Origin of the sequence: Diaphorobacter nitroreducens, assembly GCF_002214645.1 — a bacterium.
Classification (GTDB): Bacteria; Pseudomonadota; Gammaproteobacteria; order Burkholderiales; family Burkholderiaceae_C; genus Diaphorobacter; species Diaphorobacter nitroreducens.
This window is the reverse complement of the sequence record NZ_CP016278.1, coordinates 2,889,367-2,906,979: the sequence shown is the minus strand read 5'-3', so window position 1 is coordinate 2,906,979 and position 17,613 is coordinate 2,889,367. Positions and strand designations below refer to the sequence as shown.

Genomic DNA, 17,613 nt, shown 5'->3' with positions numbered 1-17,613 from the left:
CCCCTGGCGCCCGTCCATCAAGCGCTAGCAGCTATTGTTTGAATAGCAATCAAGCCTTCTTCTGCGCGGCCTTCACCTTCTGGCGCCAGGCGTGCAGCAGCGGCTCGGTGTAGCCGCTGGGCTGCTCTACGCCCTTGAACACCAGATCGCAGGCGGCCTGGTAGGCCATGGACTCGGCAAAGCGGCCGTGCATGCGCTGGTACAGCGGGTCGCCGCTGTTTTGCTGGTCCACCTTGGCGGCCATGCGCTCGAACGTGGCGCGCACCTGGCCTTCTGTCACCACGCCGTGCAGCAGCCAGTTGGCCACGTGCTGGCTGGAGATGCGCAGCGTGGCGCGGTCTTCCATCAAGCCGATGTCGTTGATGTCCGGCACCTTGGAGCAGCCCACGCCCTGGTCGATCCAGCGCACCACGTAGCCCAGGATGCCCTGGATGTTGTTGTCCAGCTCCTGCTGCTTTTCGGTCTCGCTCCAGTGCGGGTTGCTGCTCACGGGCACGGTGAGCAGGCCGGTCAGCAGGTTGTCGCGCTCGGCGTCGGCGTCCACCTTCAGCAGCTCGGCCTGCACGGCGGCCACGTTGACCTGGTGGTAGTGCAGCGCGTGCAGCGTGGCGCCCGTGGGGTTGGGCACCCAGGCCGTATTGGCGCCGGCCTTGGGATGGGCGATCTTCTGCTCCAGCATGGCCTTCATCAGGTCGGGTGCGGCCCACATGCCCTTGCCGATCTGCGCGCGGCCGGACAGGCCCATGGACAGGCCCACCAGCACGTTGTTGCGCTCGTAGGCCTGGATCCAGGCGCTGCTCTTCATGTCGCCCTTGCGGATCATGGGGCCGGCCTGCATGGCGGTGTGCATCTCGTCGCCCGTGCGGTCCAGGAAGCCGGTGTTGATGAAGGCCACGCGCGCCGGAGCGGCGGCAATGCAGGCCTTCAGGTTCACGCTGGTGCGGCGCTCTTCGTCCATGATGCCCAGCTTCACGGTGTTGGCGGGCAGGCCCAGCACCTGCTCCACGCGGCCAAACAGCTCGTTGGCAAACGCCACTTCGGCAGGGCCGTGCATCTTGGGCTTGACGATGTAGACGCTGCCCGTGCGGCTGTTGCGGATGCCGCCCGCGCCGCCCTTGAGGTCGTGGATGGCGATGGCCGTGGTGACCATGGCGTCCAGGATGCCCTCGGGAATTTCCTTGCCCTCGCCACCCCACAGGATGGCGGGGTTGGTCATCAGATGCCCCACGTTGCGCACGAACATCAGCGAGCGGCCGTGCAGCTTCACGGGCTTGCCGTCGGCGCCGGTGTATTCGCGGTCGGGGTTCAGGCCGCGCGTGACCTGCTTGCCGCCCTTGTCGAAGGTGTCGGTCAGCGTGCCCTTGAGGATGCCCAGCCAGTTGCTGTAGCCCAGCACCTTGTCCTCGGCGTCCACGGCGGCCACCGAGTCTTCCAGGTCCAGGATGGTGGACAGCGCAGCTTCCACCACCACGTCGGCCACGCCGGCGGCGTCGCCCTTGCCGATGGGGGTGTTGCGGTCCACGCGGATGTCGATGTGCAGGCCGTTGTTCACCAGCAGCACGGACGATGGCTCGGCCGCATTGCCCTGGTAGCCCACGAACTGGGCCGCGTTCTTCAGGCCGGTGGTGGCACCGCCCTGGAGCGTGACGGCCAGCGTGCCGCCCTCTACCTTGTAGGCCGTGGCGTCCTTGTGCGAGCCGCTGGCCAGCGGGGCCGCCTGGTCCAGGAAGTCGCGTGCGAATGCGATGACCTTGGCGCCGCGCACGGGGTTGTAGCCCTTGCCCTTCTCGGCGCCGCCTTCTTCGCCGATCACGTCGGTGCCGTACAGCGCGTCATACAGCGAGCCCCAGCGCGCGTTGGCGGCGTTCAGGGCGTAGCGTGCGTTCAGGATGGGCACCACCAGCTGCGGGCCGGCCTGGATGGCCAGCTCGGCATCCACGTTGGTGGTGGTGGCCTGCGCGCCCTTGGGGGGCTCGACCAGGTAGCCGATCTGGCTCAGGAAGGCGCGGTAGCCTGCCATGTCCTGGATGGGGCCCGGGTTGGCCTTGTGCCAGGTGTCCAGTTCCTTTTGCAGGCGGTCGCGTTCGGCCAGCAGGGCCGCGTTCTTGGGCGCCAGGTCGGCCACGAGGGCATCGAAGCCCTTCCAGAAGGCGGCCGGCTCGACGCCGGTGCCCGGCAGCACCTGCTCGTTGATGAAGGCGTGCAGTTCGTTGGCCACCTGCAGGCCGTGGACGTGGGTACGTGCGGTCATGAGAAACCCCCTAGCGGTAATTGAAAAGCCGTGGCCCATGGCGGAGCCTTGCATGCCACTGTATTGGAAATATTTCCATTAATAAATCGCGCACATATCTCTTAACCAATGACTTTTTTGCAAAGGTTGGCACACTCCGCATGGGGAGTGCGGTGCATGCTTTCATGAAATTGATAGCTGCTTGCGCTTGCTGTATAAGGCTTGAAGCCTGATTTGGCTTGTATTCATGGACAAACTCAAAGCGTTCGAGTCATTCGTGTCGGTGGCCACGCGGGGCAGTCTCACCGCCGCCGCCAAGGCCGAGGGCGTGGCCCCGGCCATCATGGGGCGGCGTCTGGACGCGCTGGAGGAGCACCTGGGCGTGAAGCTGCTGGTGCGCACCACGCGGCGCATCTCGCTCACGCACGAGGGCAGCGCCTTTCTGGAGGACTGCCAGCGCCTGCTGTCCGATGTGGCCAACGCCGAGGCCAGCGTATCCGCCGGCGGCGTGAAGGCCACGGGGCATCTGCGCGTCACTGCGCCCGCCGGCTTTGGCCGGCGCCATGTGGCGCCCCTGGTGCCGCGCTTTCATGACCTGCACCCCGAGGTGACCCTCTCGCTGAACCTGAGCGACCGCGTGGTGGACCTGGCGGGCGAGGGCTACGACTGCGCCGTGCGCGTGGGCGACCTGCCCGACTCGTCCCTGGTCAGCGTGCGCATGGCGGACAACCGTCGCCTGTGCGTGGCCACGCCCCAGTACCTGCAGCGGCGTGGCACACCCACTCACCCGGGCGAGTTGGCCCAGCACGACTGCCTGACCCTCTCCAGCGATGCCTCGCAGACGCGCGGCTGGGCGTTTCGCGTGCCGGTGGCCGGCGGTGGCGGCGCCACCGAGGTCGTGCACTTCAAGCCCGGCGGGCCCCTCGATTGCTCCGACGGCCAGGTACTGCACGACTGGTGCCTGGGCGGCTGGGGCATCGCCTGGCGCAGCACCTGGGAGGTGGAGTCCGAGATCGCGGCCGGCCGCCTGGTGGCGGTGCTGGAGGAGTTCGCCGCGCCGCCCAACGGCATCTATGTCGTCTTTCCCCAGCGCAAGCACCTGCCGCTGCGCGTGCGGCTGTGGATCGAGTACCTGAAGCACCATTACGCGCAGCCCGAATTCTGGGCACGGCCCGCCTCTGTCTGACATGAACGCGGGGCACAATGCCGCGGCATTCCTCCCGCCGGGCCGCCATCATGCCGGGGCCGTATGCACGGCCCACCGTACAGGAGCTTTCATGCGCATTCCCATTCTTTCTGTTCTCCCCGCGTTGCCCGCCGCTCGCTGGATGCTGGCCGTCATGGCGCTGGCCCTGGTCGCCGGCTGCGCCTTGCCCGCCTGGCACGCGGAAACCACGCCGCGCGCGCACGGGGTGCCGGCCGGCATGGTCAGTGTCACCTACGCGGATCCGGCCGGCTTTGCCGAGGCGCGCGAGCAAACCCCGCACGAGCCCGCCGCGGCCCGGCGTGCCTGGATGGATGCGCTGTGCGAGCACCTGGCCGAGCGCGTGGCCGCAGCCTTGCCGGAGGGCGAGCGCGCGGAGGTGCACATCACCGACGTGCGCCGCGCCGGTGCATTCGAGCCCGCGGCGGGGGCCACCGCCCAGGCGGTGCGCGTGGTGCGCGACGTGCATCCGCCGCGCATCGCGCTGGAGTTCAAGCGCCTCTCGCCAGACGGCCGTACCTTGGCCGAAGGCAGTCGCACGCTGCCGGGCTTGGCATTCCAGATGCGCGGGGACCGCTATCCTGGCGACAAGCTGCGCCACGAAAAGACGCTGATCGATGATTGGGTGGCGCGGGAGTTCTCCGCGCGCCGCCCCTGACCTGTGCGCGCCGCGCGTACCTCTGCCGAAAGGAAACCCGTGACCACCGAAGCCCTGCTCGCCTATGCCCACATCTTGGCCTTCCTCATGGCCGCCACCTTCCTTGCCAGCGAGACCGCGCTGTGCCGCAAGGAGTGGATGAACGCGGCCGCAGTCGAGCGGCTGGCGCGGGTGGACATGCTGTACGGTATCTCGGCGCTGCTGGTGCTGGCCACCGGGCTGGCGCGCACCTGGTGGGGCATGAAGGGCGGGGCGTGGTACTGGTCGCAGCCGCTGCTGCATGCCAAGGTCACGTTGTTCGTGGTGATCGGGCTGATGTCCATCGTCCCGACCATGCGCTTCCTGCGCTGGCGCCGCGCGGTGCGCGCCGGCGGCGCGCTGCCCTCGGATGACCAGGTGCGCAGCACGCGCCGTCTGGTGATGATCGAGGCCCATCTGCTGGCGCTGATTCCGCTGTTGGCCGTCTTCCTGGCACGCGGCGTGGGCACGCGCTGAGCGCCGAGGGAAGGGCAAAAAGAGAAACCCCGCGGGCGGCCGGCGCGCGGGGTTTGCTCGCAGGCCCGATGGGCGGGCCCGCGCGGTGTTTCTGTCTTTTAGCTGGCCGCGCCGCTCAGGCACTCTTTCATGAAGGCCTTGCGGGCGTCGCCCTTGAGGTTCTTCGCACCGGCGTCCGCGTTACAGCTCTTCATCTTGTCCTGCTGGGTGGACGCCTTGTTGCCGCTCAGGCACTCCTTCATGAAAGCTTTGCGTTCGTCGCCCTTGAGGTTCTTGGCGCCGGCGTCGGCATTGCAGGTCTTCATGCGCGTCTGCTGCGCCGTGGGCGCCTTGGCGGGGGCGGAGGCGCCGGCCGCGGGGGCGTCCGCAGCGTGTGCGGCGAACGAAAGGGCAAAGCCGGCAGCGGCCAACAGGGGAAGCAGTTTCTTCATGTAATGCTCCTGCAAAAAAGGAAAAGGTGAATGCGCCCGCCGGCAACGCAGTGCCCCACGGGCCACCCAGCATAACGCCGGGCGGTCACGAATGGATGACGGGTCGGCCCGTAGAATCCGCCCCCATGCTCTCCGTCAAACAGGAATTGCTCGCGGCGCTGGCCGACGAGCTGGAAAAGGTGTCGCCCGGCGCAGGCAGCCGCGCGGCCTTCGAATCTCCCAAGGTCGCTGCCCATGGCGACCTCGCGTGCACGGCCGCCATGCAGCTGGCCAAGCCCCTCAAGCAAAATCCCCGCGCACTGGGCGAACAGCTACAGGCCGCGCTGGAGGCCACGCCCGCGTTCCAAAGATGGGTGCAGGCCATCGAGATCGCCGGCCCCGGTTTTCTGAACATCCGCCTCAAGCCCGCCGCCAAGCAGCAGGTGGTGCACGAGGTGCTGGCGCAAGGCGCGCAATATGGTTACCAGCCGGCGCGCGGCGAGAAAGTCCTGGTGGAGTTCGTCTCCGCCAACCCCACCGGCCCGCTGCACGTCGGTCACGGCCGCCAGGCCGCCATCGGCGACGCCATCAGCCATCTGTACGCCACCCAGGGCTGGAGCGTGCACCGCGAGTTCTATTACAACGACGCGGGCGTGCAGATCGACACCCTCACCAAGAGCACGCAACTGCGCGCCAAGGGCTTCAAACCGGGGGATGACTGCTGGCCCACCGACGCGGACAACCCGCTCGCCAAGAATTTCTACAACGGCGACTACATCCAGGACATCGCCGACGCCTTCCTCGCCAAGTCCACCGTCCAGGCCGATGACCGCGCGTTCACGGCCAATGGCGATGTCGAGGATTACGAGAACATCCGCCAGTTCGCCGTGGCCTACCTGCGCAATGAGCAGGACAAGGATCTGCAGGCCTTCAACCTCCAATTCGACCAGTACTACCTGGAGTCCAGCCTCTACGCCAACGGCCATGTGGACGCTACCGTGCAGCGCCTCGTCGCCAACGGCAAGACCTACGAGCAGGACGGCGCTCTGTGGCTCAAGTCCACCGACTACGGGGACGACAAGGACCGCGTCATGCGCAAGCAGGACGGCACGTACACCTACTTCGTGCCTGACGTGGCCTACCACATCCAGAAGTTCCAGCGCGGCTTCACCAAGGTGGTGAACATTCAGGGCACGGACCACCACGGCACCATCGCGCGCGTGCGTGCCGGCCTGCAGGCGGCGGACGTGGGCATCCCCCAGGGCTACCCCGACTACGTGCTGCACACCATGGTGCGCGTGGTGCGCAATGGCGAGGAGGTCAAGATCAGCAAGCGCGCCGGCAGCTACGTGACGCTGCGCGACCTGATCGAGTGGACCAGCAAGGACGCGGTGCGTTTCTTCCTGCTGTCGCGCAAGCCCGACACCGAATACACCTTCGACGTCGACCTGGCCGTGGCGCAGAACAACGACAACCCCGTGTATTACGTGCAGTACGCCCATGCGCGCATCTGCTCGGTGCTGCGCGGCTGGCGCGAGGACTACGATGTGGCCGCGCTGCGCGATGTGGACCTGTCGCCGCTGGAAGGCCCGCAGGCCCAGGCGCTGATGCTGCTGCTCGCCAAGTATCCCGAGATGCTCACCGCGGCCGCGGCCGGCAATGCGCCGCACGACGTGACCTTCTACCTGCGCGACCTGGCCGCCGCTTACCACAGCTATTACGACGCCGAACGCATTCTGGTGGACGACGAGGCTGTCAAGCAGGCGCGGCTGGCGCTCGTCGCGGCCACAGCGCAGGTATTGCACAATGGATTGGCGGTGCTGGGCGTGTCTGCGCCAGCCAGAATGTAAGTGACCACTGATATGAAGAAACAGCAACGCGGCGGCACCATCGTGGGCTTCATCCTCGGGGTGATCGTGGGCCTGGGAGCCGCGCTGGCCGTGGCCGTGTATGTGACCAAGGTGCCCGTGCCCTTCCTGAACAAGAGCACGCCGCGTGCGTCCGAGCAGGACGAGGCCACGAAGAACAAGAACTGGGACCCCAACGCGCCGTTGTACGGCAAGAACCCTGTGCGCCCCGCTGCGCCGGCTGCCGCTCCCGCGTCCGACACCGCGACCGCCGCAGCCCAGCCTGCGTCGGGTCCGCGGGCGGCGGCCAGCCGGCCCGGCGCTGCACCGACGTCGGCTGACCCGCTGGGCGACTTGGCCCGCGCCAAGGCCAACGCGGCGCCCGCTCCCGCGACCAGTGCCGATCCTTTCGAATACTTCGTGCAGGCGGGTGCGTTCCGCACCCAGCAGGATGCCGATGCGCAGCGCGCCAAGCTGGCCATGCTGGGCTGGGAGGCGCGCGTCAGCGAGCGTGAGCAGAACGGCCGCACGGTGTTCCGCGTGCGCGTGGGCCCGTTCGGCAAGCGTGACGACGCCGAGTCGCTGAAGGAAAAACTCGATGGCGCGGGGGTGGAGTCCGCGCTGGTCCGGGTGCAGCGCTGAACTTTTGCCCGCGCTGGCGCTCACAACCCTCCATACTGTCCAGGAGTGATCCCAACCTATGAAACGCCGTGAGTTTTCTCTGACCGTCGCCTCCGCGGCCACCGCCCTGAGCCTGCCGCTGGCGGCGCCCGCACTGGCGCAAGGCCGCCAGTTCAAGGAAGGCAATGACTACGTCAAGCTGGGCAAGCCCGTCGCAACCGAGGCACCTGCCGGGAAGATCGAGGTCATCGAGTTCTTCTGGTACAGCTGCCCGCACTGCAACACGTTCGAGCCTTCGCTGGAGGCCTGGATCAAGTCGGCGCCCAAGGACCTGCATATCCGCCGCGTGCCCGTGGCGTTCAATGCGAGCTTCGTGCCGCAGCAAAAGCTCTACTACGCGCTGGAAGGCATGGGCAAGCTGCCCGAGCTGCATGCGAAGGTGTTCCGCGCGGTGCACGTGGAACGCCTGCCGCTGAACAAGGACGAGCTGATCTTCGACTGGATCGGCAAGCAGGGCGTGGACGTGGCGAAGTTCAAGGAGGTCTACAACTCCTTCACCGTATCCAACCAAGTGCGCAAGGCGTCGCAGCTGCAGGATGGCTACCAGGTCGAAGGCGTTCCCTCCATGGGAGTGGCCGGCCGCTACTACACCGACGGCACCATGGCGGGCAACATGCAAAGCGTGCTGCAGGTGGTGGAGCACCTGGTTGGCGTAGCGCGCAAGGGCTGAAGCGCCCCGCCGCCACCAGCGACAAGCGCGCCTACGGGCGCGCTTTTTTCATGCCTGCGCACCGGTTGGCGCGGCGGCATGACAGCCGGTGGCAGGCCTGTACGGGTTGATGCGATCCACTGCGGCGGCGGCGCGCTTGCGTCAGTACAATGACCGCAAGATTCGTGCCCTCTATGAGAACCCGATTGCCCTTCCTCCTCCTGTCCCGCGCCGCAGCGCTGGCCCTGGCGCTGGCCGCATCGCCGCTGGTGCACGCCGAAAAAGCCGACCGCAACAAGCCCATGAACATCGAGGCCGATGCCCTGCGCCACGATGAGCTCAAGCAGACCAGCGTTTTCACCGGCCGTGTCGTCATGACCAAGGGCACCATCGTGCTGCGCGGCGCGCAGCTGGAGGTGCGCCAGGACCCCGACGGCTTCCAGTACGGTGTGGTGACGGCCGAGCCGGGCAAGCGCGCTTTTTTCCGGCAAAAGCGCGACACCGCGCCGGGCGCGCCCGACGAGTTCGTCGAGGGCGAGGGCGAGGTCATCGAATACGACGGCCGCGCCGACGTGGTGAAGCTCATCCGCCGCGCCGAGCTGCGCCGCTACCGCGAGGCCACACTGACCGACGAGCTGGCCGGCGCCCTCATCGTCTACAACAACCTCACGGACGTGTTCACCGTGGACGGGCAAAAGACTGCGCCCGCCGGCGCCACTGCTGGCACGCCGGGCGGCCGGGTGCGGGCGGTGCTCGCGCCCAAGGAGCCTGCCTCGGGCACCAGCGCCACGCCGCCCGTGCGCACCGAGCCGCCCGCGCTGCGTACCAGCCCCAGCCTGGACGGCGCGAAGTGAGCGCGGCCTTGGACGATGCGCGCATGAGCGAAGGCGTCAGCCGCCTGGAGGCGCTGCACCTGGAGAAGTCCTACGGCAGCCGCAAGGTGGTCAAGGACGTGTCCGTGGTCGTGCAAAAGGGAGAGGTGGTGGGCCTATTGGGCCCCAACGGCGCCGGCAAGACCACATCGTTCTACATGATCGTCGGCCTGGTGCGCAGCGACGGCGGCCGCATCAGCATCGACGGGCAGGACGTGACGGACATGCCCATCCACCGGCGCTCGCGGCTGGGCCTGTCGTACCTGCCGCAGGAAGCCTCGATCTTTCGCAAGCTCAATGTCGAAGACAACGTGCGCGCGGTGCTGGAGCTGCAGACCGACGAGGCCGGCCGCACCCTGCCGCGCGCCGAGGTGGAGCGGCGCCTGACCGCGCTGCTGCAGGAGCTGCGCGTGGACCACCTGCGCAAGTCGCCTGCACTGGCGCTGTCGGGCGGCGAGCGCCGGCGCGTGGAGATCGCGCGCGCGCTGGCCACGCAGCCGCGCTTCATCCTGCTGGATGAGCCCTTTGCCGGCATCGACCCGATCGCCGTGATCGAGATCCAGCGCATCATTGGCTTTCTCAAGGCGCGCGGCATTGGCGTGCTGATCACCGACCACAACGTGCGTGAGACGCTGGGCATCTGCGACCACGCCTTCATCATCAGCGACGGCCAAGTGCTGGCTCAGGGTACGCCGTCGGACATCGTCGACAACGCGGAAGTGCGCCGGGTGTACCTGGGCGAGCACTTCCGCATGTGAGAGTGATGGGCGACCACGGCGCGATGCAGGACCAGACAGTGGGTTGCAGGCCATGAAGCCCGGCCTGTCGCTGCGCGTCTCGCAGCACCTGGCGCTCACACCGCAGCTGCAGCAGTCGATCCGCCTGCTGCAGCTGTCCACGCTGGAGCTGGCCCAGGAGGTCGAGCAAATGCTCGACGAGAACCCCTTCCTGGAGCGCACGCTGGAAGAGGCCCCGCGCGAGGAGTTCGGCCTGGCCCAGGCCGATGCACCGGTGAGCGAGCAAGACCGCGAAGCCGAGGATGCTATTTATTCAGGAGCTGTCAGCGCAGGACAGGAAAGCGCTACAAGCCAAAATGATGCAGAAACCTCCACCGCCGAATCCACGGCCGAACCCGCGGACTGGGAAGGCGACGGCTCGGTAGACCTGGCGCCCGACGACAGCGAGTGGGGCGGCGACGCCCCGGCGCGCAACGGTGCCGGCGCGGGGAGCGACGACGAGGTGGACGCCACCGAGCTGGCCCGCAGCCAGGAGTCGCTCACGGCCTTCCTGCACCGCCAGGCGCTGGCGCTGCGCCTGTCCGAGCTGGACATGGCCGCGCTGCGCTTTCTCATCGAATCGCTGAACGACGACGGCTACCTGGACGAGTCGCTGCAGGACCTGGCCGCCAGCCTGGCGGGCACCGAAGAACCCGAGCAACTCGATGAACTGGTGCACCGTTTCACCGTGGCGCTGCGCCTGCTGCAAAGCCTGGAGCCCGCGGGCGTGGGCGCGCGCGGCCTGGCCGAATGCCTCACGCTGCAGCTGCGTGCGATGGACCAGGACGAAGAGGGCGACCCCGACGTGATCCAGGCCGCGCTGGCCATCTGCGGCCAGCCGCTGGACCTGCTGGCCAAGCGCGACGTGCGCCGCCTGGCGCAGGCCTGCGGCACCAGCGAAGAGCGCACGCGTGCCGCGATGGTCTTGATCGCGCGGCTGGAGCCACGCCCGGGCAGGCGCTTTGCCGACGTGGACCGCAACATCATCGTGCCCGACGTGATCGTCAAGAAAACCGGCCGCGGCGGACAGCAGAACTTCAGCGTGCAGCTCAACCCGGACGTGATGCCGCGTCTGCGCGTGCACGACATCTACGCCGGTGCGTTGCGCGGCGGCCGTGGCGAAGGCCACCAGGCGCTGCAGGCACGGCTGCAGGAGGCGCGCTGGTTCATCAAGAACATCCAGCAGCGTTTTGACACCATCCTGCGCGTGTCGCGCGCCATCGTGGAGCGGCAGAAGAACTTCTTCGTGCATGGCGAACTGGCCATGCGCCCGCTGGTGCTGCGCGACATTGCCGATGAACTGGGCCTGCACGAGTCCACCATCAGCCGCGTGACCACCGCCAAGTACATGGCTACGCCGCAAGGCACCTACGAACTCAAGTATTTCTTCGGCTCGGGGCTGGGCACCGAAACCGGCGGCAACGCCTCCAGCACGGCCGTGCGCGCGCTCATCAAGCAGTTCATCGCGGCCGAGAACCCGCACAAGCCGCTGTCGGACAGCCAGATCGCCGAGATGCTCAAGGAGCAGGGCATTGAATGTGCGCGCCGCACCGTGGCCAAATACCGTGAGGCGCTCAAGATCGCCCCGGCCAACCTCCGCAAGGCACTTTGAACCATGGCACGCGTCGTCTTCGACCTTCCCCCGCATTTCGGCTTCAGTACCGAGCTGCAGATCTACATCAGCCATGTCAACCAGGGCGGACACCTGGACAACGCGCAGTTGCTCAGCCTCGTGTCCGAGGCGCGCGTGCGTTTCTTCAAGTCGCTGGGTTACCCCGAGGCCGACGTGGCGGGCCTGTCCACCGTGGTGGGCGACATCGTGGCGCAGTACAAGTCCGAGGCGTTCCACGGCGAGACGCTGCGCGTGGAGATGACGCCGCAGGACTTCAACCGCTACGGCTTCGACCTCGTCTTCCGGTTGACCGAGAAGAGCCAGGGGCGCGAGATCGCGCGCGGCAAGACCGGCATCGTCTTCATCGACCGGGCGGCCCGCAAGCCCGCACCCATTCCTGAATCCGTGCTCCAGCCATTGCTGCAGCGCGCAGCACAGCCGCAATGAACCAGCTTCAACTCTTTTTGCCCTGCGCCGCTGGCGTGGAGGGCTATCTGGCCGACGAGGTGCACAGCCTCACGGGGCTGGCCGGGCAGGACCTGCTCGTGGGCCGCGCGGGCGTGCTGCTGCGCGCCTCCTGGCGCGACGCGCTGCGCCTGAACCTGCACAGCCGCCTGGCGCAACGCGTGCTGGTGCAGCTGGCCGAGCGGCCCTACCGCAACGAGGACGACATCTATGCCGCCGCGGCCGACGTGGCCTGGGAGATCTGGTTCACCCCGCGCCAGAGCTTCAAGGTGGAGGTGACGGCCCAGCACAGCCCGCTCAAGAGCCTGAACTTCGCTGCGCTGCGCGTGAAGGATGCCGTGGCCGACCGCTTCCGCGCCAAGGCCGGCGTGCGTCCCGACGTGCAGACGCAGTGGCCCGACGTGCGCGTGCACCTGCACCTGACCAGCGACCGCGCCCAGATCTACATCGACACCTCGGGCGAGCCGCTGTTCAAACGCGGCTGGCGCGAGGACAAGGGCGACGCGCCGCTCAAGGAAACGCTGGCCGCAGCCATGATCGCCGCCACCGGCTGGGACCCGCATGGCGAGCAGCCGCTGCCGCTGTACGACCCCTGCTGCGGCAGCGGCACCGTGGTCATCGAGGCCGCGCAGATCGCCTGCCGCATCGCGCCGGGCCTGCAGCGGCGCTTTGCCTTCGAGAAGCTTTTGCCGCACCAGGCCCATGTCTGGTCTGCGATCAAGGATGAAGCTGCCAGCGCCGTTACCACGGCCTCGGTGCCGATTTTTGGCAGCGACGTGTCGCACCGCATGGTGGACTTTGCCCAGCGCAATGCCGTGCGCGCCGGCGTGGCCGACGCGGTGCAGCTGCGCGGCGGCGATGCGCTGCAGCGCATGCCGCCCAGTGAACAACCCGGGGTGATGCTGCTGAATCCGCCGTATGGCGAGCGCATCGCCGCGGCCGGCACGGCGGGGCGCAATGCGCGTGAGCGCATGTCCACGGTCGAGCGCATGGGCCGCGAGACGGCGCAGACCGAAGACGGCGTGGACTTCTTCGCGCAGTTGGCCGCGCACTGGAAGAAGCACTACGCCGGCTGGCAGGCCTGGATGCTCACGCCCGACCTCAAGCTGCCCGGCAAGATGCGCCTGAAGGAGTCGCGCCGCGTGCCGCTGTGGAACGGCCCCATCGAATGCCGCCTGTTCCGCTTCGACCTCGTGGCGGGCGCCGTGCGGGATCGGCCGCGCGCCGGCCACGCGGGGAGGGCGGCGCGGCCAACGGTGCGCCGGGTGCGCCGGCCGGCGGAGCCTCGGATGCGTCCTGAGCTGCGCCTGTCCGCCGTGGCGCAGGCGGGCGAGAGCGCGCGTGCCGTGGTGTTGGACACCAACATCGTGCTCGACCTGTTCATCTTCGCCGACGCGGCCGTGGCCACCGTGCGTGCGCTGCTGCAGGCCCAGCGCCTGGACTGGATCGCCACGCAGCACATGCGGGACGAGCTGGAGCGCGTGCTGCAGTACACCCACCTGCAGCCGCGCATGGCGTATTACGGCGTGGGCGCGGATGACGTACTGACGGCGTTCGACGCGGGCGTGCGCCTGGTCGAGGTGGCGCCGCGCGCGCCCTGGGCCTGTAAGGACGCGGACGACCAGAAGTTCATCGACCTGGCGGTCGCGCACCGCGCCATCATTGTGTCCAAGGACAAGGCTGTGCTTTGCATGCGAAAACGGCTGTTGACGCAGGACACGCATGCGGTGGCAGCTATTGTTTTTGAAGAGGTTTGCGAACCATGTCCAACCTGATCGTGCATGGCGGCACGCCGCTGCGTGGCCGCGTCACCCCCTCGGCCAACAAGAACGCGGTGCTGCCCGTGCTGTGCGCCACGCTGCTCACGCGCGCGCCGCTGCGCCTGGTGGGCGTGCCCGACATCACCGACGTGCGCAAGATCCTGGAGATCTTCCGCACCCTGGGCAGCGAGGTGCGCTGGGACCATGCCAGCGCCACGCTGGAACTGCACCACCAGGCCACGCACTTCGACGCCGCCACACACCGCCTGCCCGAGGAGATGCGCTCGTCCATCATGCTGGTGCCGCCGCTGCTGGCGCGCTTCGGCGTGGCGCGGCTGGAGGACAACGTGAAGGGCTGCACCCTGGGCGTGCGCGAGATCGACCCGCATGTGGAGGTCTTTCGCAGCTTCGGCGGCCAGGTGGAGCGGGCCGAGGGCTCGCTGCTGGTGCGCCGCGTGGGCATGCTCACGCCGGTGCACCACTGGCTGGACTATGCCTCGGTGACCACCACCGAGAACTTCGTGCTGTGCGCCGTCGCCGCGCAGGGCACCTCCACGCTGACCAACGCGGCGTCCGAGCCGCACGTGCAGGAGTTCTGCCGCTTCATGCAAATGCTGGGCGCGCAGATCGAGGGCGTGGGCACCTCGCGGCTTACGGTGCATGGCGGCGGCGAGCTGGGGGGCGGTGAATTCCGCTTTGCCGAGGACTTTCACGAGATCACCACCTTCCTGGCGCTGGGGGCCATCACCGGCGGCGACGTGGTGGTGAAGAACAGCGCACCGGAGAACTTCCCGCTGATCGACCGCACGTTTGCCAAGTTTGGCGTGCGCGTGGAGCACCGGGACGGCTGGTCGCGCGCCTTCGTGGACGGGCCGCTCACGGTGCAGACGCCCTTCACCCCCAACGTGCTGACCAAGGTGGAGGCCGCGCCCTGGCCCTATTTCCCGGTGGATCTGCTGCCGATCTTCATCGCGCTGGGCGTGCGCGCGCAGGGCAACGCCATGTTCTGGAACAAGGTGTACGACGGCGCTTTAGGCTGGACGGGCGAGCTGTCCAAGTTTGGCGCGCATGTGTACCAGTCCGACCCGCACCGCATCGTCACCTTCGGTGGCGGGCCGCTGGCGCCTGCGGTGGTGGAGAGCCCCTACATCATCCGCGTGGCGATCGCGCTGTTCATGGTCGCGGCCAGTATCCCGGGGCGCTCGGAGATCCGCAACGCCACGCCCATCCGCCGCGCGCACCCGCACTTTGTGGAGAACCTGCGCAGCCTGGGGGCCCGGGTGGAGTGGACGGCAGAGGAGTAGCCGCGCCCTGATCGCCCCAGCCTTCGCTGCGCTGCAGCACAAAAGTGGATTGTGGTTTATACTTACGCCTAAGGGTTAACACTTAGTGGTTAACCCGGTGTTGGTCGGCGTATGAGATGCGCGCCGTTCCGCACCGGATGAGCATCTCAGTCAGGAAACCACACCATGCGCGAAGCCGTCCGTCTGATCCTCGAGTTCATCCAAGAAGCCCGCGAGGCCCATCTGGAGATCGCCAGCCAATAAGGCTGGGTGGGCCGCCCAGACGGCCCTTTGTTACCGACCGTTGCGCCCCATTGCCCTGGCATGGGGCGTTTCTGTTTTTAAGGCCAAATCAAGCTCTAGCGCTTGTGTGATAAGCGCGAGTAGCTATTAATACAATAGCTTATGCGCAGCCAGCGGCGTTACACTGCGCGCCTCAGGCCTCCTGGGGCCCTGTTTCTCCCCCTCCTTAGCCCGCGGGCCCAAGCCCCGCCCGATTCCGCATGAACGCCACCTCCGACACCCCCGCATCCGCCGCCCCCGCCCTCGGACCGGACGAACTGGACGAACTCGACAGCCTGCTGGACGACCTGCGCACGCGTGAGGAAGATGTGCCGCAGTGGGAGTTCTGCGACGGCTTCCTGACGGCGCTGGTCTGCACGCGCCGCCCCGTGCCCGCGGCGGAATGGCTGCCCATGCTGCTGGGCGACGGCCTGGAGCTGGACGTGGCCGAAGGAGAGCCCCTGCCGCTGGTGCCCACGTTCAAGGACCTGGCGCAGCAGGAGCGCTTCCTTGCCTTGTGGGAGCTGCGCCGCGCCGAAGTGCAGGCGCAACTGGACGAGCAGGCCGAATCGCTGGACGCCGACAACGCCTTCCAGCCCGAGGTGATCGACATGCGCGGCGCCATCGCCAGCCTGCCCGAGGAGGAGCGCGCCGAGATGGCGGGGCAGGAGATTCCTTCCTTCGGCCAGGTGTGGGCGCTGGGCTTCATGTTCGCCGTGGAGAACTGGCCCGAGGACTGGGCCACCCCGCGCGACAAGGAAGCCGCCCAGTGGCTGGACGGTGCGCTCGAATCCATCGTCGCCCTCACCGAGGACGACACCGGCAAGCCCGAGATCTGCATGTACGCCGAGGACGGCCCGCCCAGCACCAGCCAGGAGCGGCTGGAGGTCTTTGGCGAGGCCATCTGGGGCGTGTACGACCTGCGCCAGCTCTGGCGCAGCCTGGGTCCGCGCCAGGAAACCATCGTCAAGGGCGAGCAGCCCGGCCGCAACGACCCCTGCCCCTGCGGCAGCGGCAAGAAGTACAAGAAGTGCTGCGGCGCGGCTTGACGCGGCTGTGGCCAGGTGTGGCTCGCCTGGCGCGGCCTTGCCTGGTGTAGCTGGCCTGGCGCGGCCCGGCCTGGCGCGGCCCGGCCTGACGCGGCCCGGCCTGACGCGGCCCGGCCTGACGCGGCCCGGTTCGACTCGCCGGCATTGAGTGGGCGGCACGCAGCCGGTGGCCCGGTATTGCGCTCTGGGCCTGCCCAGGTGCTACGGCGCCGCCAGGCCCAGTGGGACCGTCAGGAGCGCGAAGGGGCGGGCAACTGGGCCAGCAACTGCGCCAGCCGCCCCAGCGCGTGGCGCACCGTGGCGGCGCGCACGGCGGCGCGGTCTCCGCCAAAGCGCCGCAGCTCCGAATGGGTGGCGCCCGCCACGCACCAGCCGAACCATACCGTGCCCACCGGCTTGTCCGGGCTGCCGCCCGTGGGGCCGGCCACGCCCGTCACGGCCACGCTGACCTGCGCGGCGCTGTGGCGCACGGCGCCCTCGGCCATGGCGCGGGCCACGGGCTCGCTCACGGCGCCGTGGGCCGTGATGAGATCGGCGGGCACGCCCAGCAGCGCGGTCTTGGCGGCGTTGGAATAGCTGACGAAGCCGCGCTCGAACCATTGGCTCGACCCCGACAGGTCGGTGCAGGCCGCGGCGATCAGGCCGCCGGTGCAGCTCTCGGCCGTGGCCAGCATCCAGCCGCGTGCGAGCAGGGCCGTGGAGATATGAATCAAATTGGCCTCCAGCGCTTGTCCATCAAGCGCTGGCAGCTCTATTTTTGATAGTTCCATGGCATTCACCCGAACCAGTGGCGCCACAGCGCGATCACCAGCAGCGTGCAGAACCCGGCCACCAGGTCGTCCAGCATGATCCCCAGGCCGCCGCGCCAGCCGAAGCCCTTGAACAACCGGTCGGCCCAGGCCACGGGGCCGGGTTTGGCGGCATCGAAATAACGGAACAGCGCAAAGGCGGCGAGCTGGCCCCAGAAGCCCATGGGCATGGCCAGCCACAGCACGATCCAGATCGCGACGATCTCATCCCACACGATGTGGCCGGGGTCTGCCACGCGCATGTGGCGTGCGGTGACGGTGCAGGCCCACCAGCCCAACAGCAGCGACAGCGCGATCAGCAGCCCCATGCCGCGCGGCGTGAGCCACAGTTGCAGCACCAGGAACGCCAGCCACCCCCACAGCGTGCCCACCGTGCCCGGTGCCACACGCGACAGTCCGCTGCCAAAGCCCAGCGCGATGCAGTGCGCGGGGTGCACGAACAGAAAGCGGCGCAGGGCGTGGGGCGGCAGCGGGGTGGGGGGCGGCGTATCGGGCATGGGCGGCAAGGATGCAAGGGCCGGCCGATGCTAC

The 17,613-nt window shown here is 68.2% G+C and carries 17 protein-coding genes and 1 pseudogene; 14 read left to right on the top strand and 4 right to left on the bottom strand.

Annotated features, from left to right (window positions below; translation table 11 throughout):
- Positions 1-49 precede the first annotated feature (49 nt).
- Positions 50-2,251 (bottom strand): malate synthase G, encoded by a 2,202-nt coding sequence (locus tag BA022_RS13595; RefSeq protein ID WP_088887811.1) that lies wholly within the window; start codon positions 2,249-2,251, stop codon positions 50-52.
- 226 nt (positions 2,252-2,477) lie between these two features.
- Between BA022_RS13595 and BA022_RS13590 the strand changes: the two genes are divergently transcribed.
- The 3 genes from BA022_RS13590 to BA022_RS13580 all read left to right on the top strand — a co-directional run bounded on the left by BA022_RS13590 (position 2,478) and on the right by BA022_RS13580 (position 4,587).
- Positions 2,478-3,416: a LysR family transcriptional regulator gene (locus tag BA022_RS13590; protein WP_011803802.1), complete on the top strand. Its 939-nt coding sequence runs from the start codon at positions 2,478-2,480 to the stop codon at positions 3,414-3,416.
- 91 nt (positions 3,417-3,507) lie between these two features.
- Positions 3,508-4,092 (top strand): DUF3016 domain-containing protein, encoded by a 585-nt coding sequence (locus BA022_RS13585; protein WP_088887810.1) that lies wholly within the window; start codon positions 3,508-3,510, stop codon positions 4,090-4,092.
- Between the two features lie 39 nt (positions 4,093-4,131).
- The gene (locus BA022_RS13580; RefSeq protein WP_011803804.1) at positions 4,132-4,587 is read left to right on the top strand and encodes a DUF2214 family protein; all 456 of its coding nucleotides are present in this window, start codon (positions 4,132-4,134) and stop codon (positions 4,585-4,587) included.
- Positions 4,588-4,685: 98 nt separating this feature from the next.
- Here the strand turns inward: BA022_RS13580 and BA022_RS13575 are convergent, their stop codons facing one another.
- Complete coding sequence (locus tag BA022_RS13575) at positions 4,686-5,018, bottom strand: PsiF family protein (RefSeq protein ID WP_012655402.1); 333 nt, start codon at positions 5,016-5,018, stop codon at positions 4,686-4,688.
- A 125-nt stretch (positions 5,019-5,143) separates the two neighbouring features.
- Between BA022_RS13575 and argS the strand changes: the two genes are divergently transcribed.
- From argS to BA022_RS13520, 11 genes and pseudogenes are all read left to right on the top strand, one after another.
- Positions 5,144-6,847, top strand: coding sequence for an arginine--tRNA ligase (argS, locus tag BA022_RS13570; protein ID WP_088887809.1), 1,704 nt, complete (start codon positions 5,144-5,146; stop codon positions 6,845-6,847).
- A 12-nt stretch (positions 6,848-6,859) separates the two neighbouring features.
- The gene (locus BA022_RS13565) at positions 6,860-7,486 is read left to right on the top strand and encodes an SPOR domain-containing protein (protein ID WP_047349343.1); all 627 of its coding nucleotides are present in this window, start codon (positions 6,860-6,862) and stop codon (positions 7,484-7,486) included.
- A gap of 58 nt (positions 7,487-7,544) precedes the next feature.
- Complete coding sequence (locus tag BA022_RS13560; protein WP_088887808.1) at positions 7,545-8,195, top strand: thiol:disulfide interchange protein DsbA/DsbL; 651 nt, start codon at positions 7,545-7,547, stop codon at positions 8,193-8,195.
- A 173-nt stretch (positions 8,196-8,368) separates the two neighbouring features.
- Positions 8,369-9,028: a lipopolysaccharide transport periplasmic protein LptA gene (gene lptA, locus BA022_RS13555; protein WP_088887807.1), complete on the top strand. Its 660-nt coding sequence runs from the start codon at positions 8,369-8,371 to the stop codon at positions 9,026-9,028.
- 23 nt (positions 9,029-9,051) lie between these two features.
- A complete protein-coding gene (gene lptB / locus BA022_RS13550) occupies positions 9,052-9,804 on the top strand; it encodes an LPS export ABC transporter ATP-binding protein (protein ID WP_088888621.1) in 753 nt (250 codons plus the stop codon).
- Between the two features lie 52 nt (positions 9,805-9,856).
- A complete protein-coding gene (locus tag BA022_RS13545; RefSeq protein WP_088887806.1) occupies positions 9,857-11,434 on the top strand; it encodes an RNA polymerase factor sigma-54 in 1,578 nt (525 codons plus the stop codon).
- Positions 11,435-11,437: 3 nt separating this feature from the next.
- Positions 11,438-11,881, top strand: a complete 444-nt coding sequence (locus tag BA022_RS13540) for an acyl-CoA thioesterase (protein ID WP_012655408.1) — start codon at positions 11,438-11,440, stop codon at positions 11,879-11,881.
- Positions 11,878-13,199, top strand: a pseudogene (locus BA022_RS13535) (THUMP domain-containing class I SAM-dependent RNA methyltransferase). Before BA022_RS13540 ends, BA022_RS13535 begins: the two are co-directional and overlap by 4 nt.
- Positions 13,189-13,674: a putative toxin-antitoxin system toxin component, PIN family gene (locus BA022_RS13530; protein ID WP_088887805.1), complete on the top strand. Its 486-nt coding sequence runs from the start codon at positions 13,189-13,191 to the stop codon at positions 13,672-13,674. The pseudogene BA022_RS13535 and the gene BA022_RS13530 overlap by 11 nt, the downstream one beginning before the upstream one ends.
- Positions 13,662-14,963 (top strand): UDP-N-acetylglucosamine 1-carboxyvinyltransferase, encoded by a 1,302-nt coding sequence (locus BA022_RS13525; protein WP_088887804.1) that lies wholly within the window; start codon positions 13,662-13,664, stop codon positions 14,961-14,963. The genes BA022_RS13530 and BA022_RS13525 overlap by 13 nt, the downstream gene beginning before the upstream one ends.
- Before the next feature lie 482 nt (positions 14,964-15,445).
- A complete protein-coding gene (locus tag BA022_RS13520) occupies positions 15,446-16,273 on the top strand; it encodes a YecA/YgfB family protein (RefSeq protein ID WP_088887803.1) in 828 nt (275 codons plus the stop codon).
- A 230-nt stretch (positions 16,274-16,503) separates the two neighbouring features.
- Here BA022_RS13520 and BA022_RS13515 read toward each other — a convergent pair whose 3' ends face one another.
- Positions 16,504-17,043, bottom strand: coding sequence for a CinA family protein (locus BA022_RS13515; protein WP_088887802.1), 540 nt, complete (start codon positions 17,041-17,043; stop codon positions 16,504-16,506).
- 5 nt (positions 17,044-17,048) lie between these two features.
- On the bottom strand, positions 17,049-17,579 hold the full coding sequence (locus BA022_RS13510; RefSeq protein WP_047349336.1) for a phosphatidylglycerophosphatase A family protein: 531 nt from the start codon (positions 17,577-17,579) through the stop codon (positions 17,049-17,051).
- Between the last annotated feature and the right edge of the window lie 34 nt (positions 17,580-17,613).

Excerpts from the sequence above, each read along its gene's own strand:
- BA022_RS13510 (WP_047349336.1), bottom strand. The coding sequence starts at position 17,579 with ATGCCCGATACGCCGCCCCCCACCCCGCTGCCGCCCCACGCCCTGCGC.
- BA022_RS13525 (WP_088887804.1), top strand. The coding sequence starts at position 13,662 with ATGTCCAACCTGATCGTGCATGGCGGCACGCCGCTGCGTGGCCGCGTC.
- BA022_RS13560 (WP_088887808.1), top strand. The coding sequence starts at position 7,545 with ATGAAACGCCGTGAGTTTTCTCTGACCGTCGCCTCCGCGGCCACCGCC.
- lptB (WP_088888621.1), top strand. The coding sequence starts at position 9,052 with ATGAGCGAAGGCGTCAGCCGCCTGGAGGCGCTGCACCTGGAGAAGTCC.
- BA022_RS13515 (WP_088887802.1), bottom strand. The coding sequence starts at position 17,043 with ATGGAACTATCAAAAATAGAGCTGCCAGCGCTTGATGGACAAGCGCTG.
- lptA (WP_088887807.1), top strand. The coding sequence starts at position 8,369 with ATGAGAACCCGATTGCCCTTCCTCCTCCTGTCCCGCGCCGCAGCGCTG.
- BA022_RS13565 (WP_047349343.1), top strand. The coding sequence starts at position 6,860 with ATGAAGAAACAGCAACGCGGCGGCACCATCGTGGGCTTCATCCTCGGG.
- BA022_RS13520 (WP_088887803.1), top strand. The coding sequence starts at position 15,446 with ATGAACGCCACCTCCGACACCCCCGCATCCGCCGCCCCCGCCCTCGGA.
- BA022_RS13545 (WP_088887806.1), top strand. The coding sequence starts at position 9,857 with ATGAAGCCCGGCCTGTCGCTGCGCGTCTCGCAGCACCTGGCGCTCACA.
- BA022_RS13585 (WP_088887810.1), top strand. The coding sequence starts at position 3,508 with ATGCGCATTCCCATTCTTTCTGTTCTCCCCGCGTTGCCCGCCGCTCGC.
- BA022_RS13530 (WP_088887805.1), top strand. The coding sequence starts at position 13,189 with ATGCGTCCTGAGCTGCGCCTGTCCGCCGTGGCGCAGGCGGGCGAGAGC.
- BA022_RS13590 (WP_011803802.1), top strand. The coding sequence starts at position 2,478 with ATGGACAAACTCAAAGCGTTCGAGTCATTCGTGTCGGTGGCCACGCGG.
- BA022_RS13575 (WP_012655402.1), bottom strand. The coding sequence starts at position 5,018 with ATGAAGAAACTGCTTCCCCTGTTGGCCGCTGCCGGCTTTGCCCTTTCG.
- BA022_RS13595 (WP_088887811.1), bottom strand. The coding sequence starts at position 2,251 with ATGACCGCACGTACCCACGTCCACGGCCTGCAGGTGGCCAACGAACTG.
- argS (WP_088887809.1), top strand. The coding sequence starts at position 5,144 with ATGCTCTCCGTCAAACAGGAATTGCTCGCGGCGCTGGCCGACGAGCTG.
- BA022_RS13540 (WP_012655408.1), top strand. The coding sequence starts at position 11,438 with ATGGCACGCGTCGTCTTCGACCTTCCCCCGCATTTCGGCTTCAGTACC.